This is a genomic window from Ruegeria sp. AA6 (genome assembly GCF_056542865.1).
The window spans coordinates 1-20,447 of record NZ_JBQGAN010000018.1 but is presented as its reverse complement, the minus strand read 5'-3'; the positions used below and the strand labels follow the sequence as shown (position 1 = coordinate 20,447).

The 20,447-nt window shown below is 52.9% G+C and carries 20 protein-coding genes and 1 pseudogene; 11 read left to right on the top strand and 10 right to left on the bottom strand.

What is annotated here, in order from left to right; genetic code table 11:
* Positions 1–299: 299 nt before the first annotated feature.
* The 6 genes from ACR0LN_RS17970 to ACR0LN_RS17945 form a co-directional block, all read right to left on the bottom strand.
* Positions 300–1,421, bottom strand: coding sequence for an alanine/ornithine racemase family PLP-dependent enzyme (locus tag ACR0LN_RS17970; protein ID WP_170743322.1), 1,122 nt, complete (start codon positions 1,419–1,421; stop codon positions 300–302).
* Positions 1,418–2,617, bottom strand: coding sequence for an N-acetyltransferase DgcN family protein (locus ACR0LN_RS17965; protein ID WP_170576373.1), 1,200 nt, complete (start codon positions 2,615–2,617; stop codon positions 1,418–1,420). Before ACR0LN_RS17965 ends, ACR0LN_RS17970 begins: the two co-directional genes overlap by 4 nt.
* A 92-nt stretch (positions 2,618–2,709) precedes the next feature.
* Complete coding sequence (locus ACR0LN_RS17960) at positions 2,710–3,564, bottom strand: hypothetical protein (RefSeq protein ID WP_170452331.1); 855 nt, start codon at positions 3,562–3,564, stop codon at positions 2,710–2,712.
* Positions 3,554–3,907, bottom strand: a complete 354-nt coding sequence (locus ACR0LN_RS17955; protein WP_170452329.1) for a hypothetical protein — start codon at positions 3,905–3,907, stop codon at positions 3,554–3,556. The genes ACR0LN_RS17960 and ACR0LN_RS17955 overlap by 11 nt, the downstream gene beginning before the upstream one ends.
* Before the next feature lie 3 nt (positions 3,908–3,910).
* Positions 3,911–4,219, bottom strand: coding sequence for a hypothetical protein (locus ACR0LN_RS17950; RefSeq protein ID WP_170452327.1), 309 nt, complete (start codon positions 4,217–4,219; stop codon positions 3,911–3,913).
* 446 nt (positions 4,220–4,665) lie between these two features.
* Positions 4,666–5,418 (bottom strand): Crp/Fnr family transcriptional regulator, encoded by a 753-nt coding sequence (locus ACR0LN_RS17945; RefSeq protein WP_170499212.1) that lies wholly within the window; start codon positions 5,416–5,418, stop codon positions 4,666–4,668.
* Positions 5,419–5,553: 135 nt separating this feature from the next.
* Between ACR0LN_RS17945 and ACR0LN_RS17940 the strand changes: the two genes are divergently transcribed.
* The 4 genes from ACR0LN_RS17940 (at position 5,554) to ACR0LN_RS17925 (ending at position 9,465) form a co-directional block, all read left to right on the top strand.
* A complete protein-coding gene (locus ACR0LN_RS17940) occupies positions 5,554–5,787 on the top strand; it encodes a hypothetical protein (RefSeq protein ID WP_170743324.1) in 234 nt (77 codons plus the stop codon).
* A 653-nt stretch (positions 5,788–6,440) separates the two neighbouring features.
* Positions 6,441–6,638: a helix-turn-helix transcriptional regulator gene (locus tag ACR0LN_RS17935; protein ID WP_480431596.1), complete on the top strand. Its 198-nt coding sequence runs from the start codon at positions 6,441–6,443 to the stop codon at positions 6,636–6,638.
* Between the two features lie 156 nt (positions 6,639–6,794).
* On the top strand, positions 6,795–7,640 hold the full coding sequence (locus ACR0LN_RS17930; RefSeq protein ID WP_480431594.1) for a hypothetical protein: 846 nt from the start codon (positions 6,795–6,797) through the stop codon (positions 7,638–7,640).
* The gene (locus tag ACR0LN_RS17925) at positions 7,633–9,465 is read left to right on the top strand and encodes a DNA polymerase (protein ID WP_480431593.1); all 1,833 of its coding nucleotides are present in this window, start codon (positions 7,633–7,635) and stop codon (positions 9,463–9,465) included. Before ACR0LN_RS17930 ends, ACR0LN_RS17925 begins: the two co-directional genes overlap by 8 nt.
* A 924-nt stretch (positions 9,466–10,389) precedes the next feature.
* Here ACR0LN_RS17925 and ACR0LN_RS17920 read toward each other — a convergent pair.
* Together ACR0LN_RS17920 and ACR0LN_RS17915 are read right to left on the bottom strand one after the other, a co-directional pair.
* Complete coding sequence (locus ACR0LN_RS17920; RefSeq protein WP_480431591.1) at positions 10,390–11,388, bottom strand: AraC family transcriptional regulator; 999 nt, start codon at positions 11,386–11,388, stop codon at positions 10,390–10,392.
* Complete coding sequence (locus ACR0LN_RS17915; protein ID WP_170623500.1) at positions 11,385–11,606, bottom strand: hypothetical protein; 222 nt, start codon at positions 11,604–11,606, stop codon at positions 11,385–11,387. Before ACR0LN_RS17915 ends, ACR0LN_RS17920 begins: the two co-directional genes overlap by 4 nt.
* A 14-nt stretch (positions 11,607–11,620) precedes the next feature.
* Here ACR0LN_RS17915 and ACR0LN_RS17910 point away from each other — a divergent pair, with 14 nt between their 5' ends.
* From ACR0LN_RS17910 to ACR0LN_RS17885, 6 genes are all read left to right on the top strand, one after another.
* Positions 11,621–12,685 carry an aspartate/glutamate racemase family protein gene (locus tag ACR0LN_RS17910; RefSeq protein ID WP_170537956.1) on the top strand — a complete coding sequence of 355 codons (1,065 nt, stop codon included), beginning with the start codon at positions 11,621–11,623 and terminating at the stop codon, positions 12,683–12,685.
* A 60-nt stretch (positions 12,686–12,745) separates the two neighbouring features.
* A complete protein-coding gene (locus ACR0LN_RS17905; protein ID WP_170623498.1) occupies positions 12,746–14,056 on the top strand; it encodes a carbohydrate porin in 1,311 nt (436 codons plus the stop codon).
* A gap of 381 nt (positions 14,057–14,437) precedes the next feature.
* Positions 14,438–15,433 (top strand): HIT domain-containing protein, encoded by a 996-nt coding sequence (locus ACR0LN_RS17900; RefSeq protein WP_480431589.1) that lies wholly within the window; start codon positions 14,438–14,440, stop codon positions 15,431–15,433.
* Positions 15,434–15,585: 152 nt separating this feature from the next.
* Complete coding sequence (locus ACR0LN_RS17895; protein ID WP_480431587.1) at positions 15,586–15,975, top strand: hypothetical protein; 390 nt, start codon at positions 15,586–15,588, stop codon at positions 15,973–15,975.
* A 387-nt stretch (positions 15,976–16,362) separates the two neighbouring features.
* Positions 16,363–17,568, top strand: a complete 1,206-nt coding sequence (locus tag ACR0LN_RS17890; RefSeq protein WP_480431585.1) for a tyrosine-type recombinase/integrase — start codon at positions 16,363–16,365, stop codon at positions 17,566–17,568.
* Entirely contained in the window at positions 17,565–18,068 is a 504-nt protein-coding gene (locus ACR0LN_RS17885) for a hypothetical protein (RefSeq protein ID WP_480431584.1), read from the top strand. The genes ACR0LN_RS17890 and ACR0LN_RS17885 overlap by 4 nt, the downstream gene beginning before the upstream one ends.
* Before the next feature lie 12 nt (positions 18,069–18,080).
* On the opposite strand, the pseudogene ACR0LN_RS17880 reads toward ACR0LN_RS17885, so the two are convergent.
* Positions 18,081–18,209: pseudogene (locus ACR0LN_RS17880) on the bottom strand (IS5/IS1182 family transposase); the annotation flags it as partial.
* Between the two features lie 360 nt (positions 18,210–18,569).
* Here ACR0LN_RS17880 and speB point away from each other — a divergent pair.
* The gene (gene speB, locus ACR0LN_RS17875; RefSeq protein ID WP_170817446.1) at positions 18,570–19,511 is read left to right on the top strand and encodes an agmatinase; all 942 of its coding nucleotides are present in this window, start codon (positions 18,570–18,572) and stop codon (positions 19,509–19,511) included.
* Between the two features lie 319 nt (positions 19,512–19,830).
* Here the strand turns inward: speB and ACR0LN_RS17870 are convergent.
* Positions 19,831–20,447, bottom strand: a 617-nt coding sequence (locus tag ACR0LN_RS17870; protein WP_480431582.1) for an IS3 family transposase, incomplete at its 5' end; no start/stop codon positions are given.

The window sequence follows — 20,447 nt, the reverse complement described above, 5'->3', positions numbered from 1 at the left end:
CAGTTTTGAGGTTTAGGCTTTGATTTTTCGGGGACGGCGTCCTGCCCTTTCGACGTCACTTCTTTTTTTGACGCGTCCGCATCGTTTTCCTTCAGTGCGGCAGCCGCTCTGGTCGTCAGGTCTTTGAAAGACATCATTTTGATCCTTTGATTGTCCGCAACACCCACGAGCCCAGATAGGGTGTGAAAAGTGAATGCGGCTACATCCAATATAGGGATTGGGTGCCTCATTTACTACGTAAAGCCGTAGAATAAGACGGGTGGCTGAAGCAGAACCGAGGCGGCGGCAACCCTGGCGCGCTACTTTCGCTTCGAATATGGGCGATCAGTGTTCGCTGGGGTGCAGTCAACCAATGCGCCATCACCATGGAAGACTTTTGCTACATCAGGTGCAGCCATGCCGCGCGAGAGCGCGCTATAGTTCAATTTCAGCTTTACCTCGCCACCAGGGCGAAGCAGACAATTGGTGTTTTCAACAACGATATGATCACTGGTGGCTCCGACGAACGTGACGCCAGCAGGGAATATTAGACCCGCTGCATCGGTGTCCTGGAGTCCAATGCCAAGGATCGACCGAGTTTTCGAAGGACTGTCTAAAGTCACACACTGCATAGAAGGTATAGGATAATTCAATTGCAAGGAATTTGGATTTGATTTGGTCTTCGTTTCGATCACTTCCGCCCAAAGCGTGAAAACATCTGTGTAAAGCCCGTCGATCGCGTACCCCGAAACGGGATCGGTACCCAGCAGGATGGCCTCACCCAGACGCAGGTTGTTGATTTTTCCGGTCGCCCCCTTGCCAAGCGCCCATGGCAAACTTGCAGAACCGCCGCCTGACACTGTTTCCAGAGCGGGTCCACTTGCAAGTTCGGTGTCGGCGGCAAGCGACGAAAGCAATTCCATTGCTCCTGCAGAGGGTGCCACATGACCCAGACAGGCAAAATTTGCGCCAATCCCCTTCAGAGAAATCCCTTCCATTCTAAGAATTTGAGACACAGTGCCCTCAAGGTGTTCAGGCAAGATGCCCTCCCGCATATCCCCCATTTCCACCATCAGGATAATATTGTGAGTAATGTTCTTCCCCAGCGCCTCGATGGCCAGGCTGGCGATAATGTCCATCTCAGTGTTGAAGCTGACATCGCAGTTATCAAGGACTTGCGCGACCTGGCTCAGCATGGGCGTTCGGATCAAGGATATGGAGCACGAGATTCCAGCATCGCGCATACGCATGATATTGCTGATCCGCGCGTCCGCCAGCCCTGTCGCGCCACCTTCAAGCATAGCATTCGCAATCTCAGGATGACCGCAAACGGCTTTTGTCACACCTGTCACCGTAATTCCGCGGGGTCTAAGGTGGTCGACCAGGAACCGTGTGTTGTACCGAATTTTGTCCAGATCAACGTCGATACGCAGCTTGCTCATTCAATCGTCGTAGCACGTACGGGTTGCAAGCGCGGAAAGGCAGATAGAACCATATTCACCAAGTTTTTTGGAGGACGGTTCAATGCGTCAGTGACCGGGAGATACAATTTGCAGTTGTAGTCTGTGATGGCCTTTGAAATCTCAACATCATTCATTCCTTCATGGTTGATCGTCATGCCAATTACCTCTGTGTTCGCAAAAGCCTCGATCAGGGTGATTTCATCGCAAGGGTCGGGCATAGTCATGTTGGGGAAATCACATCGACGTTTTCGTTTAGGCGCGTGTTGAAGAATAACTGCATGTGGCTGACTGCCTCGCAGAATGAAGGCTGATGTGCAAAAAGCCGGATGGCTTAGCGCGCCCTGGCCCTCGATCACTATTACATCCGGGTGCTCACCCTCGGATGCCGCAACGACAGCGCGCTCAAGTTCGCCACAACAAAATTGCGGCGGCACCGAATCCATCGCGACACCATACTTGGCGCCCTGCATCAAACCAGTTTGGCCGGTGCCGACCAAAACTGTTTTGATCCCATGCGCGTTAAGTGCGCCTGTCAGGATTGTCGCGGTTGTACGCTTTCCAATTGCACAATCGGTGCCGAACACCGCGATGCGGATCGCCTGGACGTCTCCAATACTGCCATCTAACAGGCGCAGGTCGGGATTTGGCCGCGGCTTGCGAATGTCGCGTATCGTGACATCGTGAATTTTGGCAAATCCGGCGAGCTCCTTGTCATCGCTAAGAAATTCATGCAGCCCACTGACGATGTTCATTCCGAGCGTTATCGCATCCACAACAACTTCGCGATCCTCAAGGGACATTCTGCCGCTGGCCGGCGCCATTCCGTAAATAAACGTGTCCGGGATCGTAGCTTCATTAGCGACGGCGGCATCAAGATCATCGAAGATGGGAACCTGATTTGCGACATTGTCAAGCACTTTGCCACTGTCACAACCGCCATACGTGCTGTCGATCACCGAAAGAACGCGATAGGCCTGTGAATGTCGAACGAGACCATTAGCCGTCTTGCCATCGATCTTTGCGAAGTTTCCTTCGCAATACACAATTGCAGTCGGTGTATCTGTCACAAGTGTCTTGCGGTGAAGCTCTGGAAAAACTGCTTGTTCAGGCGGCAGCTTTTGCGCATCGCTGGCAATGAACTGCTTGGCATCCGACGCAATGGGTACGGGTTTCATATTTGTTCCTTTTTAGATTGTGAAACGCGCGTCCTTGGTAAGGACGGGCAAAAATTGTGAAGTTTGGGAAAGTGGGCTTTCTGTCTGAATTCTCACTGGTTCAGAACACACAGCCCTTCTGATCGATGATAGTTTTTGTGGCATTGCCACCCATTGCCGGATCGGTCGATATGGGCATTTGCCGGTAGCTCGATTGCATTGCAGCGATCACCGGACGCCTCGTAGCCACGTTCGCATTTCCATCCAACTCCATGGATCGCGTCATCGTAGAAAGCATTTTCAGGCACAAAGACGGCATCGCATCGTCCGTCGCGCTCAAAATACCCACGCTCGCACGTCCAGGGACGCCCGCTGGTTGATGCGTTCAGAAAAGCGTTTTCCGGCACCGCTACTGCCACGCATGCTTCTCCGTTTTTTTCGTAGCCACGGTTGCAACGCCATGCAGATCCATAAGTGCTATTCGTCAGGTAAGCATTATCCGGCACCACGATTTTCTGGCAGCTATCGTCTACTCTTGTGTATCCACGCAGGCACCGCCACCTCTCACCTGATGGATCGAGATATCCACCTTCAGGCACAATCACTTCAGTGCATGAGGTGCCGCCAACTTCAACAAAGCCGTGCATACATGCCCACCCTGAGCCGTAGGTTCTGTTTGTGGGGTAGGCATTTCCCGGCACGACAATGGCAACGCATTCTTCGCCATCCAACCGATAGGACAAATCGCATTCCCAACCGTCGCCATATTTTTTGGGATGCGCATTATCCGGGATCGAATTTGTTTCGGCCGATGCGGGATTTGATGAGATAAAGGAGCCCGCCAAGCAGCTGAAAACGCCGACAAACAGCGCCGTCATAAAGTGAGAGTAAAACCAGTGCTGATTTTTTCGATTTGTCCTGGTGCAAACGGCGTTGTCCGAATGTTGAGTGATTGAGTTACGATCCATCCAGGTTCAGCCCCTCAATGCAGGCCTGTGCCAGATCTTTGTTGGGGGTTTGGGATCCCGGTACCGTTGCCCAGCCGGCTGCCATAACGGCATCCTTTCGCTTGAAAGAAGAAGCTTCTTTGATCGTTGTTATTTTTTCGGCGCGTTGGGTGTCAGTTCTCGCCATGTCGACGCAGATCGGAACCAACGCAGCGATTACATTGTCGCGGGACATGGCGTTGGCCATCTTGTCCGCGTTACTGCCGGTCATCCATCCACCCCAAGAAAATCCAACTACGCCTACGAAAACTCCTCCGATCAGGGCGCCGTAGATTCCGGGTTTAAGCCATTCGGGCGTGTTCATAATCTATTCCTCCTGCGGGGAAAGCGCCGCATCGCTGTCATTGTTAGATGTGGCCAAGGTTTGGTCTTGCTTGAGCGCCAGTTCAAAATCTTCTGGGTCAATTGGGCGCATTTCCGTGCGACCTGGCTTGCTGCCTTTGCCCTGAACTGTCAGGTAGGTTCCGGTTCTGCGATATGCTTCGAAACTCAGGCCCTGTAGTAGTTCTTCTTCAACAACTACTTCATACTCGCCTGCAGGAAGTTCATCCGGGTAGCCGGACAAAGAGAACGGATTTGAAAACGTCACCAAAGAACTGGACGATCTCGTGCTCACCTTGGTCCTCCATATAGTTTGTTGGATCTTCCCCGCGCAGTCTGCCGCGGTACACGCTCGTAAGCGCCGCGGTAGTACTGGCGTTGTGATTTAGAATAATGTGCAAATGGCAGACGCGCGCTGATCGATGTTAGTCTGCGGCCAATGACCTGAGATTTTATTGGAATCTCAAATGCATTTGGTGCCCGAGAATCCGGTACTGCCAAAAATTGACTAACCTGCGTCAGTGCAACGATGTTTGGATTCCGGCAACGTGATGTGTGTTGGCGGGATATTTGCTGGCGTGTTCTTAACGAGTATTTGAGAAGCGCAGGAAATCCAGTACCGCAATCGGACTGTATTTATCTTGCGCTTCTTTTTCGGTGAAATCCAAAATCTGCCGAAGCGAATGGCGTCTCTAACCAGGCAACTATCATCAAAATCCCGGCATCGCTGAAGGGGTGAACCTATTGCTTCAACAGTGGCCCGGCCTGATCCAGATAAGTGGGGTCAAAACCGGCCAACGTCACCAGTCCGTCATAATCATCAAATGCCACTTGCCCGGATTGAAAAGTAACCAACCCCTTCTCCCGCAGTTGCCGTAGGACACGATTAACATGCACGGCACTCAGTCCCAGCGCATCGGCAAGGTGGTATTGTGTCAGGGGGCAAGTGTATCCCGTCTTGTTTGCCATCCCGACCTGAGTCAGCCTCACACCAAGTTCCAAAAGAAAATGCGCCATGCGCTCACCCGCATCTCGCCGTCCTATGTTGACCAGGTGCTCAACCACCATCGCTTCATCTCGAGATACCGCCCAAAGAATTGCTGTCGCCAGCCGGGGCGTCTGCGCAAATGCTTCCAGGAGATCATCCACTACTACTTCAATGGCTTGGATTTCCATGATTGGTTCTATGCTGTGATCCGAGGTGTGCAACAGAACGCTTCGCAAGCCCAGAAAGTCACCCGGTATTTGGAAATCGACGATCTGACGCGACCCGTCAGTCTGGGTTTTGTAGGAACAAACCCAGCCCGAGGCCAGAATGTAGGCCGCCTGCTCTGATTGCCCTTGATGCACAAGGTCACGTCCGGCTTCAAAGGTTCTGCGACGCTTGTGCAGGCGTGCCAATACCGCAAGTTCAACCTCAGTCAGAGCGACGAAGTTTGAAAGCTTTCGGGTGAGTGGACTATTTTTGATAGTGCGCAAGTGTTCTTCCTTCATCGATGAGCAGCCCGCGAAACTATCCGACGCCAAGACTGCTTTCGATCAGTTAAGTATACAGCAATCTATGCCATTATGGTGCAATTCATCGTGGCGCTTCCATGCTTGGACGCCTGTTAGAAAAGGACGTCTACCATGGCTGACCGGCAAGACCATTCAGGAATGGCCGCACTCTCAATTTGTGAAGCGCTTTTGCTTGCAATTAAAGATCGTGAGCTTCTGCCCGAACATGAAATTGTGGGAGTTCTGCATGACGCAGCTGCTGCCCACGAAACAGCAGTCGGCAATAACGATGAAAAGGACATGCACCAGGCCGCCGCAGTTCTGATAAACAAGATCATTGCTTCCGGCTATCGCGTTCGGCAGTAACGTTAATTTCCTGTCAGAAAAACAAGATTACGCTTGTCAAAAAAGCATAACAACAAATAGAAGCACTATTGGTGCCTCGTTCCTGATCAATTCAAACACGAAGCAGGAACCAAAGTTCCAATCTCTGCAATATCTCGACTTTATGAAAAATTCCACGACCGCGACATACTCCCTCTTCCTCGCCACCTGCATGAGCCATAACGAGAATTTGCTTACTGGCTGAAGGCCCGCATGGCCTGTCCTGCTGCACTGCCAGCGACAACGCAAACGTTGGCTTTGTTCGGCGTCTAAGCTGCTGATCCTATGTGCCGCGAAACTAGAGTTTGATAGTATCGCATCATCATAGCTTTGAATGACCGGTCTGGCGACAACAGCTGCAACGCAGCGATGAATGTGCTGCGACAACAAATCAATGCTGCGTCAGCAATTGCCGCAATCGCACAAGTCCGGTTTGTCCGCGTTGCGGTCATAAGAGCGATTTTTACGAACGTCCGCTGCTGGTGAGGAAGCTGCCGTTGAGGTCTGAGCGTTTTATCTTTCTCGAACCTAGGCTTTCGCCGCCGAAAAACTCCTACCAATTAATTGGCCCCTCCGATGCGGCAGGGAAACCTGACAACTTCGCAGTACCTATAACCACCAGTGAGGTATTGCACATGCCAGACCGAATCCTTCGCCGTCCTGCCGTAGAGGACCGCACCGGCAAAAGCCGCAGCGGAATCTACGAAGCCATCAATCCAAAAAGCCGCTGGTACGACCCGACATTTCCAAAGCCGGTTAAGCTCGGGTTGCGGGCAGTCGGTTGGTATGAAAGCGAAATTGACAACTGGGTCGAGGGCCGGAAGGTTGCCTGACTCAACTCGCACGCCTCAAACAGGTGAGCTGGCCGCGGACACTGCGGCGCGTAGACGCGCTTAATGTTCCCATCAAGCACTTAACAAACATAACGCCCCGACCCGTGCGGGTTTCGACCTGGTGCGCACAGTGGCTTTACATAGGAGAATAAAGCTATGGACATCAAAATCACAGATCAACTCGCCGCCCTGGGGATCACAGCGGCCGATGTTACTGAATTAGCAGCCGACACCGGCAAGTCATCGGCTGAGGTTCTTAACATCCTCGATAAAGTAGCCACCGAGGCCATGAAAGCCGGGGAGCCGGCGACCTCATTCGCTGACATCCGCTCCCGCATGAACGGTATTTTTACCGGCGAATCCGTGCAGAATGGTGACTTTAGCTCTTTTGGCACGGATACAACCCCGTACGCGGTAGAGGGTGAGCCAACACCGGTAGGCGGCGAAGATGATCCCTTTGACCTATCCAATATCTCGGTGGCAGAAACAACGATAGAAGATTTAGGTGTTGAGAAACCAATCCTTGTGGTTCAAGTGGACAAGCCTGGGAGGCAGGAGTTCTTCCATACGCATCCCGATCCGGAGTTTCACATCGAAACACGACTGATCAAGGTGGAGGCAGAACGCGAATGGTATCTAGTGACCCGCCCCGTCTGGCACGCAATTGCCGGTGAGACTAAACTGGTGCGCCTAACGCCGTTTATTACCCGAACCGGCACATTAGGGCTCTGGCCCGTTTCTCTCCCGGATGACCTGCTCGGAAAACGCGACACGAACTGGGGTGTGACCGCTAGGAAAACCGCCGAGATCGCTCAGACCAAATGGTGCAGGATGCAGGCCAACATGTCCCGCGGCCAGTACGACGTAGTCACCTCGGATAAGATTCCCGATCCGGTATGGCCTAAAATGTCTCTTCAAGAAATGATTAAGATTGCCTTTGGCAATGGTCACTTGATCGATCGCCTCGATCACCCAATCATCCGCCAGCTTGCCGGTGAGTAATCAGGTGTTAGAGGCGCCTCAAGATAACTTCGGCATATCCTTTCCTGATGTCTTTGTGTTGCCGTTTTCCGAGATTTGGATGGTGGATTTCGAGTTTGTCGTTGGGCTTGGAGGAATTCCCAGACCTATCTGCATGATAGCCGAAGAGTTTTGGTCTGGTCGGCAGATAAGTCTTTGGGAGGACCAACTCCTCGCCCTTGATGCAGCCCCCTTCGACACGGGACCAAGCGCGGCCTTCGTCGCCTATTTCGCTTCAGCTGAGTTCGGTTGCTTTTTGACCCTTGGCTGGTCGCTTCCGACCAACACCATCGATCTATTTGCCGAACATCGGGTCATAACAAATGGTTCGCTAGTTTTTCACGGAGACAGCCTTTTAGGGGCGTGCCGACGCTTGGGTATCAACACTACCGGCTCAGAAGAAAAAGAGACGATGCGCGAGTTGATAATGTCCGGCGGTCCATGGACCAACCCTCAGCGCAAGGATATCCTTGATTACTGTGCCAGCGATGTTGCGCTCTTGAGGCCGCTTCTGGCAGCCATTGCGCCCGAAATCACCCTTACACAGCAGCGCCTTGGTCATGCCGTCTGGCGGGGACGCTATATGGGCGCCGTAGCAACGATGGAGTACAACGGCGTTCCGATCGACATCGAGACCCTCGCGGTTCTGAACCGTCACTGGGAGGAAATTCAGGAAACGCTGATTTTGGACATCGACAAGAACTTCGGTGTTTATGAGGGTAGGACGTTCAAGTTGGCCAAATTTGAGGCCTACTTGATCGAGAACGGTATCCCATGGCCTCGCACCGAAACCGGGCGTCTGGCACTTGATGACAATACCTTTCGAGCGATGGCAAAAGCCTATCCCCAGATATCACCGCTAAGGGAGCTTCGCCACGCGCTGGGCGAACTGCGATTGCAGAAGCTTGCTGTTGGGCCCGATGGTCGCAATCGGACGCTTATAAGCCCTTTCCGATCAAAGACCGGTCGCAACCAGCCATCCAATGCAAAGGCGATCTTTGGAGCAGCAACTTGGATCAGAGGGTTGATCAAGCCAGAACCAGGTACGGCGCTTGCTTACCTGGATTTCTCGTCTCAGGAGTTCGCTATTGCCGCGTGTCTATCTGGTGATGAGAAAATGTGGCGGGCCTACGAAAGCGGCGATCCCTACCTCCAGTTTGCAAAGGATGCCGGGCTCGCCCCGGACAGCGCAACAAAGGACAGCCATGAGGCAGTCAGGGATCGGTGCAAGGCGATCGTCCTAGGCGTGCAATACGGCATGTCAGCTCGCGGCATGGCCAACCGTGCCGGCATCCTGGTCGCTGAAGCCCGCGAACTCCTGCAGCTTCATCGGGAACACTACCGTGTGTTCTGGACATGGGCGGACCGGAATGTTGACAACGTTCTGGCGGGTGGAACGATTTCTACGCCGTTGGGGTGGCAGTTTCGCCAAGGATACGGCACCAGCGGTAGTCCGCGCTCGATACTGAATTGGCCGATACAGAGCACAGGCGCTGACATCCTCCGTCTGAGCTGCGTACGTCTGATGGAAGCCGGCGTGAAGATTTGTGCCCCTGTACACGATGCTATCCTGATCCAGATGCCTATCGAAGTGATCGACGACCAGGTCACTCTTGCAAGGTTCATCATGCAGCAAACCTGTTGTGATTTGCTCGGTGGCCGCACCTGCCGTGTGGATGCCGAGATCATCAAGGCACCTGATCGCTACATGGATATGAAACGTGGTGTTGGAATGTGGAACACCGTAATGCGCGCAGTTGGACTCCCCGAACACCCCTTTCCGCTTATTAATGGGAGAGCGTCTTGAGCCTTGATCGCCCAACGACCAACAGTCTGCTATGCGCAGACAGCACTGTCTGCTTTTTGCGCGAAACTGTCTGCTTGGTGCAGACCCCGGTCTTTTCTTATACGCTTAGTGGTAAGCTCCCCCCTAAGCACCCACCTTTGAGAGGTGTCTCGTGAATGACAAATATCGCCTCCCCGACGGGTTGATCGACTGGTCTCATCCGGACGTTCCTGAGGAATTGTACGAGGCCAGAGCGGTGCCTGCAGAAACACTAGGCATCTGCAACGCGGGTTGCTCCGAATACGCTGTTGTACCGCAAGAGTGTTGGGACGCTTTCCCGGCTTCGTCTCGGCTACTACTTGCACTGCACTTTGCCTATCGAACTTGGAAGCCAGACACACCCGATGGTTGGTATCGACTGTCGTCCGGCCTCTATACTCGGGCCAGATTAACAAACCGCGAAACCCGCCGCCGAACTGTCAATTGCTTACAACGCGCCGGATTAATAGACGTCCGACGCTCTGGCACATCGACCACGCTCGTCCGTCTTGTGCGGCCGGGCCCCAAGAAAGTCACCAATCGCAGTACTTAACGTCTCCGAAGACACGGGGTAAATGGCCGCTCTGGGCTAAGGAGCGGACACTCGCAAAATAACGATGAGTGACCACTACGCGGACGAAGCTGCCATTTGGAATATGCTTCGGAATGACTGCCGTCAGCCCAAACCGGACATTCGCCCTAGACTGTGCAGTTTCGTAGAGCGCAACAAACCTGCCGTTCAACGGCCTCGCGTCAATGCGAGCAAGGTAACTTGAAGCCGTCACTGTTCTGAACGGCTAATCAGCTTAGCACTGACCTTCAATATCCCGAGCCGACTATTTGTCTTTCGGACTGAACGACCTCTTCCTGCTCGATCTTGTCCTAGTTTGCAATCAGTAAGGGCACCTAGTTTTCACGCTGCTTTTTTAGGTCACTCGGTGCCTTACCTGTCCAGCCACGAAAGGCATGAGCGAAACTGGTTGCGTCGGAATACCCTAGCACCTCTGCGACTTCTGCAACGCTGGCCTTCTGCTGAGAAAGAAGCATTTCTGCATGTTCACATTTCAATTCAGCAATCAACTTGCCCAAGCTTGTGCCTTCCTTGCGAAGTTTACGTGACAGTTGCTGCTCTGAAAGACCACAGATACCTGCGGCAATTTCATTGTTTAATGGCTGCACGCCAATGTGTGGTTTGAGAGCTTCTCGAACACTGACAATTACTCGCTTCGGAGGTAGCGACGTGCCAGATCGTTCAATTGGCCCTTTGAAAAAGTCATCGGAAGAAAATGGCTCCGTTAGCCAGATTGCTGGGAAAGCGACGCGATGCCCACGTCGATCTCCAGCCAAAACCGAACATCCAAGAAATTCGGACGGAAGTGCGTTTGGGTCGCTTATTGTGACCATCACGTCATCGGGGTTCCATTTTTCGCCGATGGATCGCTTAATAATTTCTCCGAACATCGCTGCAAAGAAACCATCTATCTGAGCTGGTACGAACGGTGTGTCGTAGTATCTGCGACCAAACAGGAAGCCTGATTTTCCGCTTACATCCAAGTGATGCTCGGTGGAACTCGAATGATCAGTTGCCACCACAACCAGTTTGGTGAGGAACGATCCCAATGTAACAGCGCAAACTGCGGCCTCAATCAAGGGAGGCCACTTTGATCCTGCTATCATTTTGCCGATCCTTGCCAAAAAGAATGGGTCTTCAGCTGCGGAAGCTGCCTCCTCAAAGAACTGGTACATGACGATTGCATGAACGAATATCTCCGGATCATCGAAGGACTCTCGGGCCAAACCAATCCGCGTGAGTAATTCGTCAGAGCAATCATAAACGGCGTCCAGCGCGGAAAGCGCTGGCTTACCCGTTGAAAGCCGGATCAGGGGTTGCGTTGGGCCGCTCATGCCTGATCCTCGAAATATGCAAGGTCCATGATCCACATAGCCATTATGACATCAGAATAGGATTTATTGTCGCCGCCCTGATGATTTCCGTCAATAATCGCATCGCCTTGATCGAAATCGTCAGACTGAAAACGATCAGAACTGTCAGAGTGAACCCCATAAAATGTCTCGTTGCGGCTAACGCCAGCAACCCATTCCGACACCGCGCTATTCGCCAAATGGAGGGCTCACTGTGACCGAGAATCCCAACAACGACAGCGACAAAAAAGTTCGCTTCCAAGAAATCAATGAGACCCCCGACGCGGATATTCGACCAGACGATGGGGCACCAAGTTCGCTCATCCGGCGCGATATTCTTAAGGCGGGAAGCGCCGCTGCGCTAGCTGCTGGGTTTGTCGCCGCTACCCGTGACGCTCAAGCACAAGCGCTCTATACCCCAGACCCACCGGCAGAGGCACCCGACTGGTACACCACCCCATCCGAACAATTGTCGCCACCGGCAGAACGTACGAGTGACTACTATGTTCCAGAGTTCACCGCTGGCAAAGACGCCAATATTGACTGGTGGTTCGGCAGGAATGTAGGGGGTGTAACAATTGGCCTTATTCAGGCACGAGCGTATTTGCCGATGGCGCCGGGCAACATGGGCAATGCAACAACATTCGATTTTCCGATGTTGTACCGGGAAGCCGTTCCCCCAAATGTCTATGACATTCTTGCCCCCGTTCCGACCGAGTCTTTTACTGCTGAAATGGTTAAGGCCGCGAAGTGGCTGGAGCTTCAAGGCGTTCGTGCGATCATGGCGAACTGTGGGTTCTACGGAACTTACCAACAAGCAATCGCCGAGCAAATCGATACGCCTCTTTTCTCCTCCAGCCTACTCCAACTGCCTGCCATGATTGCGAGTTTACCGCCACGTTCAAAAGTTGGCATCGTGACTGCCAATGGCGAGGCTCTTGCTGCTTCACCGGCGATTGAGAACTGTGGCGTCACCCCCCAGCAGAAAGCGGAGCGGCTCGTTATCCAAGGGCTGGAAAATGGTCCAGAAATGCAAAACGTGCTGCAACTCACCGGTAGTTACAACATGCTCGCGCTTGAGAACGAGATCGTGGAAGGCGCAAAGGCCCTGGTTGCCAGTAACCCGGAAGTTAAGTGTATCCTTTTGGAATGCACTGAACTGCCGCCTGCTGCTTATAAGGTTCAGGACGCAGTGCGCATGCCTGTCTGGGATTACACGACACTGACTAAGTGGGTCTACGAGGGTACGCTGCGCAAGCCTTTCCTCGGAATTATCTGATCAAAAAAAATGCCCCCGGCGGTCGATTTGGTCGTTGGGTACAAAAGCAGGTATCTGATCGTGACCGAACTATTGCGTACACAAGAGCCAAATTCGAAAAGTGCAAGTGTGGCTTCCTCGCGCATTTTCACACTTCTAACTCTGTTCACACTTACCTTGTTAGCTTCACCTTTTGAATTGAGAGCGCAGGATGCTGGAAACACCACCGATTCAGCACCGGTTATTCCAACTGCTCCCACCTCGGTAGAGGGAACGCTGGAGGAACTTGAAGCAGTCAGAGAGGCCGAATTCGATTTTCCTGCAATCGATAGTGCGCTGAAACCCTGGTTGGATTGGAAAGCTCGTTTGGCCGAACGTTATGGCTTCAATCTGGGTTTTGACTACAGCTTCAACACTCAGTGGTCCGACAATTCTGTAGGCGAGACTCACGCAACTGGTGGGATTTTCCGGGCCTTCTTTTCGTGGGACCTGTTAAACCGACACGATCCCTCCAGAAAAGGTACTTTGGACTTCAGAGTTGAAAACCGCCACCGGATTGGTACAGCCTTGCCGCCAGAGGCGCTGGCAGCCAACTTTGGTTGGGTCGGAACGAGCGCACCGGATTGGTCTAATCAACAATGGGGGATCACGGTCTTGAAATGGCGTCAGCGATTAGACGCTGGCGATGCCCCAATTGAGGTCAATGTAGGCTACATGAGTGCCTTCTCGCAGTTCGACATTACGCCATACTCCGACAATCTTACGTCGTTCCAAAACAACAGCATTATCTTGAACCCTACTATTGGCTATCCGTCGGCCGGTTCGTTTGGAATCTCTGGGTACATCGGTATTCCACGCACCAATTTCTATGTTCTCGGCATGGTCATGGATGCCAATGGGCAATACGATAGCCTGAGCTTTGATACTCTTGGGGATGGCGACTACTTCAAAGCTCTTGAGTTTGGTTGGACCGATCAAAGCGTGTCCGATGCTTCGTTTTTATTTAACAACGTTCACGTAGCTCTTTGGCACACCGACGATGACAACTACGGTGTGGGGCTAACAGGGAGCTACACCTTCGAAGACTCGCGCATTGGAACTTTTGCCCGACTTGCATGGGCAAACGAAGATGCCAGCACACCGTACCAAAGATACGCAGCCGCTGGTATTACGAAGGGCGTTTTCCGAGCGAGTGAAGTGGGGCTTGGTGCCAGTTGGGGCCGCCCACCGAATTCAGATGAAGACCAGGTCGCAGTGGAAGCATTCTATCGCTGGCAGGTCGCTCAGAACTTCGCGATTACGCCAAGTATACAGTACTTGGATAATCCAGCATTTAACTCAAGCGACGGAGCCGTGACCGTTCTTGGATTACGAGCGCGACTGACATTTTGAATTGGTGAAGGCGCAGCATTCGGAAGTATGACCTCGGAAATTCCGAATGCACTCGCTCCATCCAGCTCTCAAGGCAACTGTAGATCGGGACGAGTTTTGCCAATGCCGTTCAGTGAATGATGGTCTGCTCTCGTGAAACGACTTGAACTTTGCAAAGTCCGCTTTCTGCGCATTGCCGTCCTTAGCGCGGACTGCAGCACCTGGTAACTTTGGGCTCCGAGCTGCCGTTCGCTGCAGGTTTCTCCAACGTCCGCTTTGAGCGGCTGCTGGGAATAAACTGTATCGAAGGTCGCGGTAGGCAGGTAGTCGTTATCGATAAGCGGAAAGACACAGCCACTTAGCCGTTTGCGAGCAGCGGTCGCGTCGCTAATGTGGCGGGCAATGAATGTTGAACACCTGCAGCGATACATTAATGAGGACATGCGTATGTCGCATGTTTATCAACCCGTCATGCTGCTTGAGCTTCTCAAGTCTGGCGGCGAAGCGAGCATCGAGCAGATCGCGAAAGCTATGCTGCTACACGATAGGTCACAAATCGAGTACTACGAAATCCGTACTAAGAATATGGTTGGGAAGGTGCTGACAAATAACGGCATCGTGGACCCAGTGAAACTTGCGGGCCGGATTGTTGGATACCGCTTAAAAGACATAAGTAATATGAGCGCAGAAGATCGATCTACTTTGATCGGCCAATGTGAAGGCAAGATTGCTGACTACATTGAAAAACGCGGTGACAGCATTTGGAAGCATCGCTTCAACGCGAAGGGTTATGTGCCGGGGTCGGTTCGCTATGAAGTCCTAAAGCAGGCTAAGTATCGCTGTGAATTATGCGGTGCATCTGCCGCGGAAATCGCCTTGCATGTGGATCACATCATCCCTCGTAGCAAAGGCGGTCAGGATGATCTGAGTAACTTTCAAGCACTTTGCATCACGTGCAATACCAATAAACGAGATACAGACGACGCTGATTTTCGCGACGTGGCGAAGGCGTATGCGCATCGAGAGAAAGGGTGCGTCTTTTGTGAAGTATCAGCAGATCGTGTCATCGCTGAAAACGAACTTTGCTCCGCTATCCTAGATGGATTTCCTGTTACACCTTTACACACATTGGTAATCCCGAAGCGGCATGTGTCAGACTATTTCGATCTTTTTCAGCCTGAGCTGAACGCAATGCGGCGCATGCTCGAAGAAATGCGCTCTGATATTCTCAACAAGGACTGTTCAGTTTCGGGTTTCAACGTCGGCATCAACGCCGGGGAGGCCGCCGGACAAACGATTTTTCACTGCCACGTCCACTTGATCCCGCGGCGAGATGGGGACATGCCTAATCCACGCGGTGGTGTGCGCGGTGTCATTCCACGAAAGCAGTCGTACTGAAAAAACGTTCATAGTAGCTTGATCTCATTTTGCGCCCAGCGCCTCATTTCTTGTGATTCAAGTTGCGTTTTCATAGTAAGCTTAAGCCACATTATTCTGAACCGAGGTCAACCACATTGCCACGCGTAACCGAAACAAGAACGCAAATCGAATTGGTCCAAACGGCCCAGAACTTGCATCCATGGCCCTTGGAAGCGTGCGACCCGTCACTAATCGAATTGGAAGCCGGATACACTTTCGAAAAGCTGCAGGAACAGCGCGCCTACAACGATTGGACACCTTCCGACCTGATCCATTTGGCGCAAATTTCGATGTTGATCGCTGACTTTGGTGTTGAAGCGGACACGCTTCGCGAAGAAGGCTACGTTATCCAATCGGACGTTCCAAAGAAGAATCCGCGCATTGACGTGCTTGCTTCGCTGAATTCTCAGATAATAGCCAGGTGTCGTTTGATAGGCATCAATCACACCGCGGCAACAGACAAACGTGCGCGTGGAAACAGAGCGGCGTTGCAAAGAGATATGCGACGAATACTTACCTAACTTGCCGGTATTGGGCATCGTCCACCAGCCGCCAGCTGGTGTTCCGCCTCTGCACTCAGGCAAACTCACGTTTGCAGCTATCGGCCCTGCTTTGCGGTCTGGCTTCCTTTGCGGTTGTGACGGCTTTGCTTGACTAAAGGCGCACCAAGCGCTGAAAAGAGCGTTTGGACACCAAGTTGGACACCAAACAAGAAAGGGCACCGCGTGGCGCCCTTGTTCTTATGGCTGGGGTGGTAGCAGCCATGACTGTTTCCAAAACGTTCCAGTTGCTTCGAAATTAATCTTGTAATTCCTGTAATTTAGGTTGATGTTTCTTCCAGCGGGTTCCAACGAGATGCGGTGAGTTCTACGTTTTCCTGTGGGGCAGATTGTGGGGCAGATTTAGTGATGCGGAAATTGGGTAGTAAGAGTCTGACGGCGCGAAGCGTCGCTGCGCTACCGCCGGGGCGTTACCCAGACGGGCAAGGGACAGGGCTAATCCTTCGGGTTCTGGACAGTGGTCGCCGAAACTGGATGCAACGCCTCACGATACACGGGCGGCGTCGCGATATCGGGCTGGGCGGATATCCTGCAGTTTCGCTGGCAGAAGCCCGTGAAACTGCACTGGCAAACAAGAGGGTTGCTGCTGCCGGTGGCGATCCAATTTCGGAAAAACGGAAAGCAAAGGCCGAGGCCGCGAAGCGACTGACATTTGCCGAGGCTGCACTGCGTACCCGCGATGAACTGGCGCCTTCATGGAAGGGAAAGAAGGAGCCGCAGGCGTTCCTGTCGTCGTTAAAAACCTACGCCTTCCCGTATTTCGGAAGCACCGACGTGGCCGATGTAGCCTCTGCCGACATTCGACGTGCTGTTCTAGCTTGCCGTAAAAAGGTGCCGAACTTGAGCGTGAAGGTGCAACACCGCATTCTCAGCGTGTTCAAGTGGTCGGTTGCCGAGGGGTTGCGAGACACCAACCCGGCGACCGGCGATGCGCTTGCACTGCCGAAACTGGAACTTAAGCAAAAGAACAACCGTGCGCTTCCCTACGCTGAGGTAGCCGATGCCATCGAGACCGTTAAGGCATCCAAAGCCTGGGCGTCCACCAAGCTGGCAATCGAGTTCACGATTCTGACTGCCGCGCGTAGCGGTGAGGTGCGCGGTGCCCGCTGGGAAGAAGTTGACCTTGGGAATGCTGTATGGATCATTCCGGCAGAGCGAATGAAGATGAACCGCGAACATCGGGTGCCGCTATCGCGCCGGGCCGTCGAAGTTTTGCGGCAAGCGGAAGTTCTGCGCGATGCAAACGGGCTGGTGTTTCCGTCCGCCAGGGGCAAGCAGCTTTCCGACATCACCCTTTCCAAGCTGGTGAGGGATCTCGGTATCAATAGCACGGTTCACGGTTTCCGCTCATCTTTCAGGACGTGGGCGCAGGAACGCACCAACGTTCCCGGCGAAGTTGCCGAGGCAGCCCTTGCGCACGTGAAAGCAGACAAGGTTGAGGCCGCGTATGCACGTTCAGATCTGTTCCAGAAGCGGCGCAAACTGATGGAGCAGTGGTGCAGTTATCTCTCTGCCCTGCGCGGCGAGGTTGTCAGGATGGGAGCGCAATCATGAGCGATGATCATCAGCCGGAGGGCTTGCTAGATATTTTCCTTTCCGACGAGGAGATTGCTGAGAAATACCGGGACAAACCGGACCCCCTACGCGGCATCGGTCTTGGGTTGGGCGCATCTGACAGGGTGCGAGAGTTGGTGTTGAAGGGCATCGAATTTGAGCAGCTTGAGATGATATCCAAAGTTCTCGAAACCTCGAAGAGGCAGCCGGGTCGGCCGAGCATACAGGACAAGCGTTTTACAAGACACAGCCAACGAGCGTTTTGCCTCTACGCAATGGCCGAACGCATCAAAAAGGTGCGTGGGATTGCCCCGGACGACGGATTGGAAATCACGCTGCGCGAGCTGATTGAGGAGACGGAGAAGACATTTCCGACCCACGGCATTTTTGAGAAACCCAAGGATTTCGACAAAATGCGCAAGAGTATCAAACAAGGGCGCAAGGCGTTGGGCATAGATGATCAGTGGCGAGGTCCACCACTTCCCGACCTGCTGAACTAGGGTCTGGCCGGACAACCAGAAGATCACGGTAGCGGCGACGCAGATTGCCGACAGGAACCGCTCCCCACCTCGGTCATAGCGGTTTGCTATACGACGCCAGTCCTTAAGGCGAGTGAACAAGTTCTCGATCGGATGCCGCTTTGCGGTGGAGGTTGTTACTGAATGTCCGAAATGCGCAGCTATGCGGACATCTGAGTAAAACCGTCAGATGACCGAATGGAGCCCATTCCTTCAATTCGGGTGTTCGTGGCGAATGTCTGTTTCAATGTGCGTTAGTCTTATGCGGTTCGGTGATATTGACCAATCAGTCCAGTGTGCGGACGGAACCAATTCACGCTGCATGTCGCAATAACGAGTTAGGATTTTCCTAATAGGTGGTTGCAAATATTTTATTTGCGTTCAGTTCGGCGGTTTGCGTTATTGCGAATTGCAACGGACTACCCGATACGCTTGGCACTTATGCTTCAACGCTGTCGCCTTCTGATTTTAGGAGACGAAATCATGGTAGATTCAACTGACCGTGCCTTTCATGGAAATCACCAATACGGGATGGGGTATGAACCCACCTATAGCGGTGCAAACAGCCTGTTCCGCAGGCAATATTCACGTGACCTTGAAGGCGTCGATATTGTCACTTGGGGCGTCCCATATGATTTGAGTGTCACCAATAGGCCCGGTTGTCGCTTCGGACCGCGCGGTATTCGCGCAGCATCCACCAACGTCGCTTGGGATGGAGGTCCGTGGTATTGGGATTTTGATCCATTCCAAAAGCTCAGGATGGTGGATTATGGCGACTGCACGTTTGATCCCGGGTTCCCGACGGAAATCCCCGAAACCATTTACCACGAAGCCAAAAGCATTCTGGCATCAAACGCGTTTCTGCTTACAATGGGCGGCGATCACTCTGTCACATATCCTATTTTACGGGCACAGGCTGAACGACACGGGCCGATATCCCTGATCCAGATAGATGCGCATTCGGACACTTGGGAAGAAAACCCAAAACGCTTTGACCATGGATCCATGTTCTACCACGCCGCGCAAGAGGGCATTCTTGACGCACAACACTCCATTCAAGCTGGGCTTCGGACTTACAACGCCAAATCACATGGCTTCAAAACGCTGACGGCTGAATTCGTACATGAGCAGGGCGTTGCGGCGACAGTCGCGAAGATCAAAGAGGTTGTCGGGGATCGCCCCGCTTATTTGACCTTTGACATTGACGCGCTTGATCCAGCATTTGCGCCGGGCACCGGTACACCAGTTTGCGGCGGGCTGACCACCTGGCAGGCAATCTCGCTGATCCGCAAGTTGACTGGTGTGAACCTGATCGGAGCAGATGTCGTTGAGGTTTCTCCACCTTTTGACAATGCCGAAATTACCGCATTGGCTGGGGCGTCATTGCTGCTTGAGATGACTTGCCTCGTCGCTTCGCAAAGATAATTAGGCAGGCGGAGAATCTTCGCCTGCTCTTTAACAAATGGTGTCACTCTGACAGCAGACATTCGATCAATGGCGGCAAAGTCCGCAAGGCAGACGTTGGCGCCTTGTAGGGTTAGGTCTGCTATCCAATCCTAAGCGGACATCCGACAAAAATGCTCAGATGTCCGCACCGAGCCCATAGCAACCACTAAGTTTCGCCTGCTTTCGAGGCGAGAATTGCACTCGACTCGCTATTTACTCTCGTATGTCCTGAGAGTGTTTCCTGCAGTAGCCATTTGCGAACGGTGAGCAGCCTCATCTGACTGGTCCAAGTTGATTGTTAGTGCATCATCGGCCTGTGATCCATCGGGACGATGGTTTCGGGCGCTGGCGGGCGATAGCCCAGTGCACTGTGGGGTCGTTTTGTGTTGTAGTGTCGCCTCCATTGTTCGATCAGAATTTTTGCTTCGCTTAGGCTGTAGAAGATCTCACCGTTAAGCAGCTCGTCCCTGAGCCTGCCATTAAAGCTTTCACAGAATCCGTTCTCCCACGGGCTGCCAGGTTCGATGTAAGCCGTCTTGGCGCCGACGGCGGCAATCCAGTCTCGGACAGCCTGGGCGACAAATTCCGGCCCATTGTCTGAACGTATGAAACTGGGCGCACCGCGAAGTATGAACAGATCCGTCAGGACGTCGATTACATCGGTCGAGTTCAGCTTCCGCTCGACCCTGATAGCCAAACATTCCCGACTGTACTCATCAATGATGTTCAGCGTCCGAAAAGCTTTTCCATCATCGGTTCGGCAATGCACGAAGTCATAGGACCATACGTGGTTGCGATACTCCGGCCTCAGCCGAACACATGATCCATCATTCAGCCAGAGCCGTCTCTTCTTCGGTTGCTTTATTGGCACTTTCAGCCCCTCTCGCCGCCACAGGCGTTCAACCCGCCCATCAC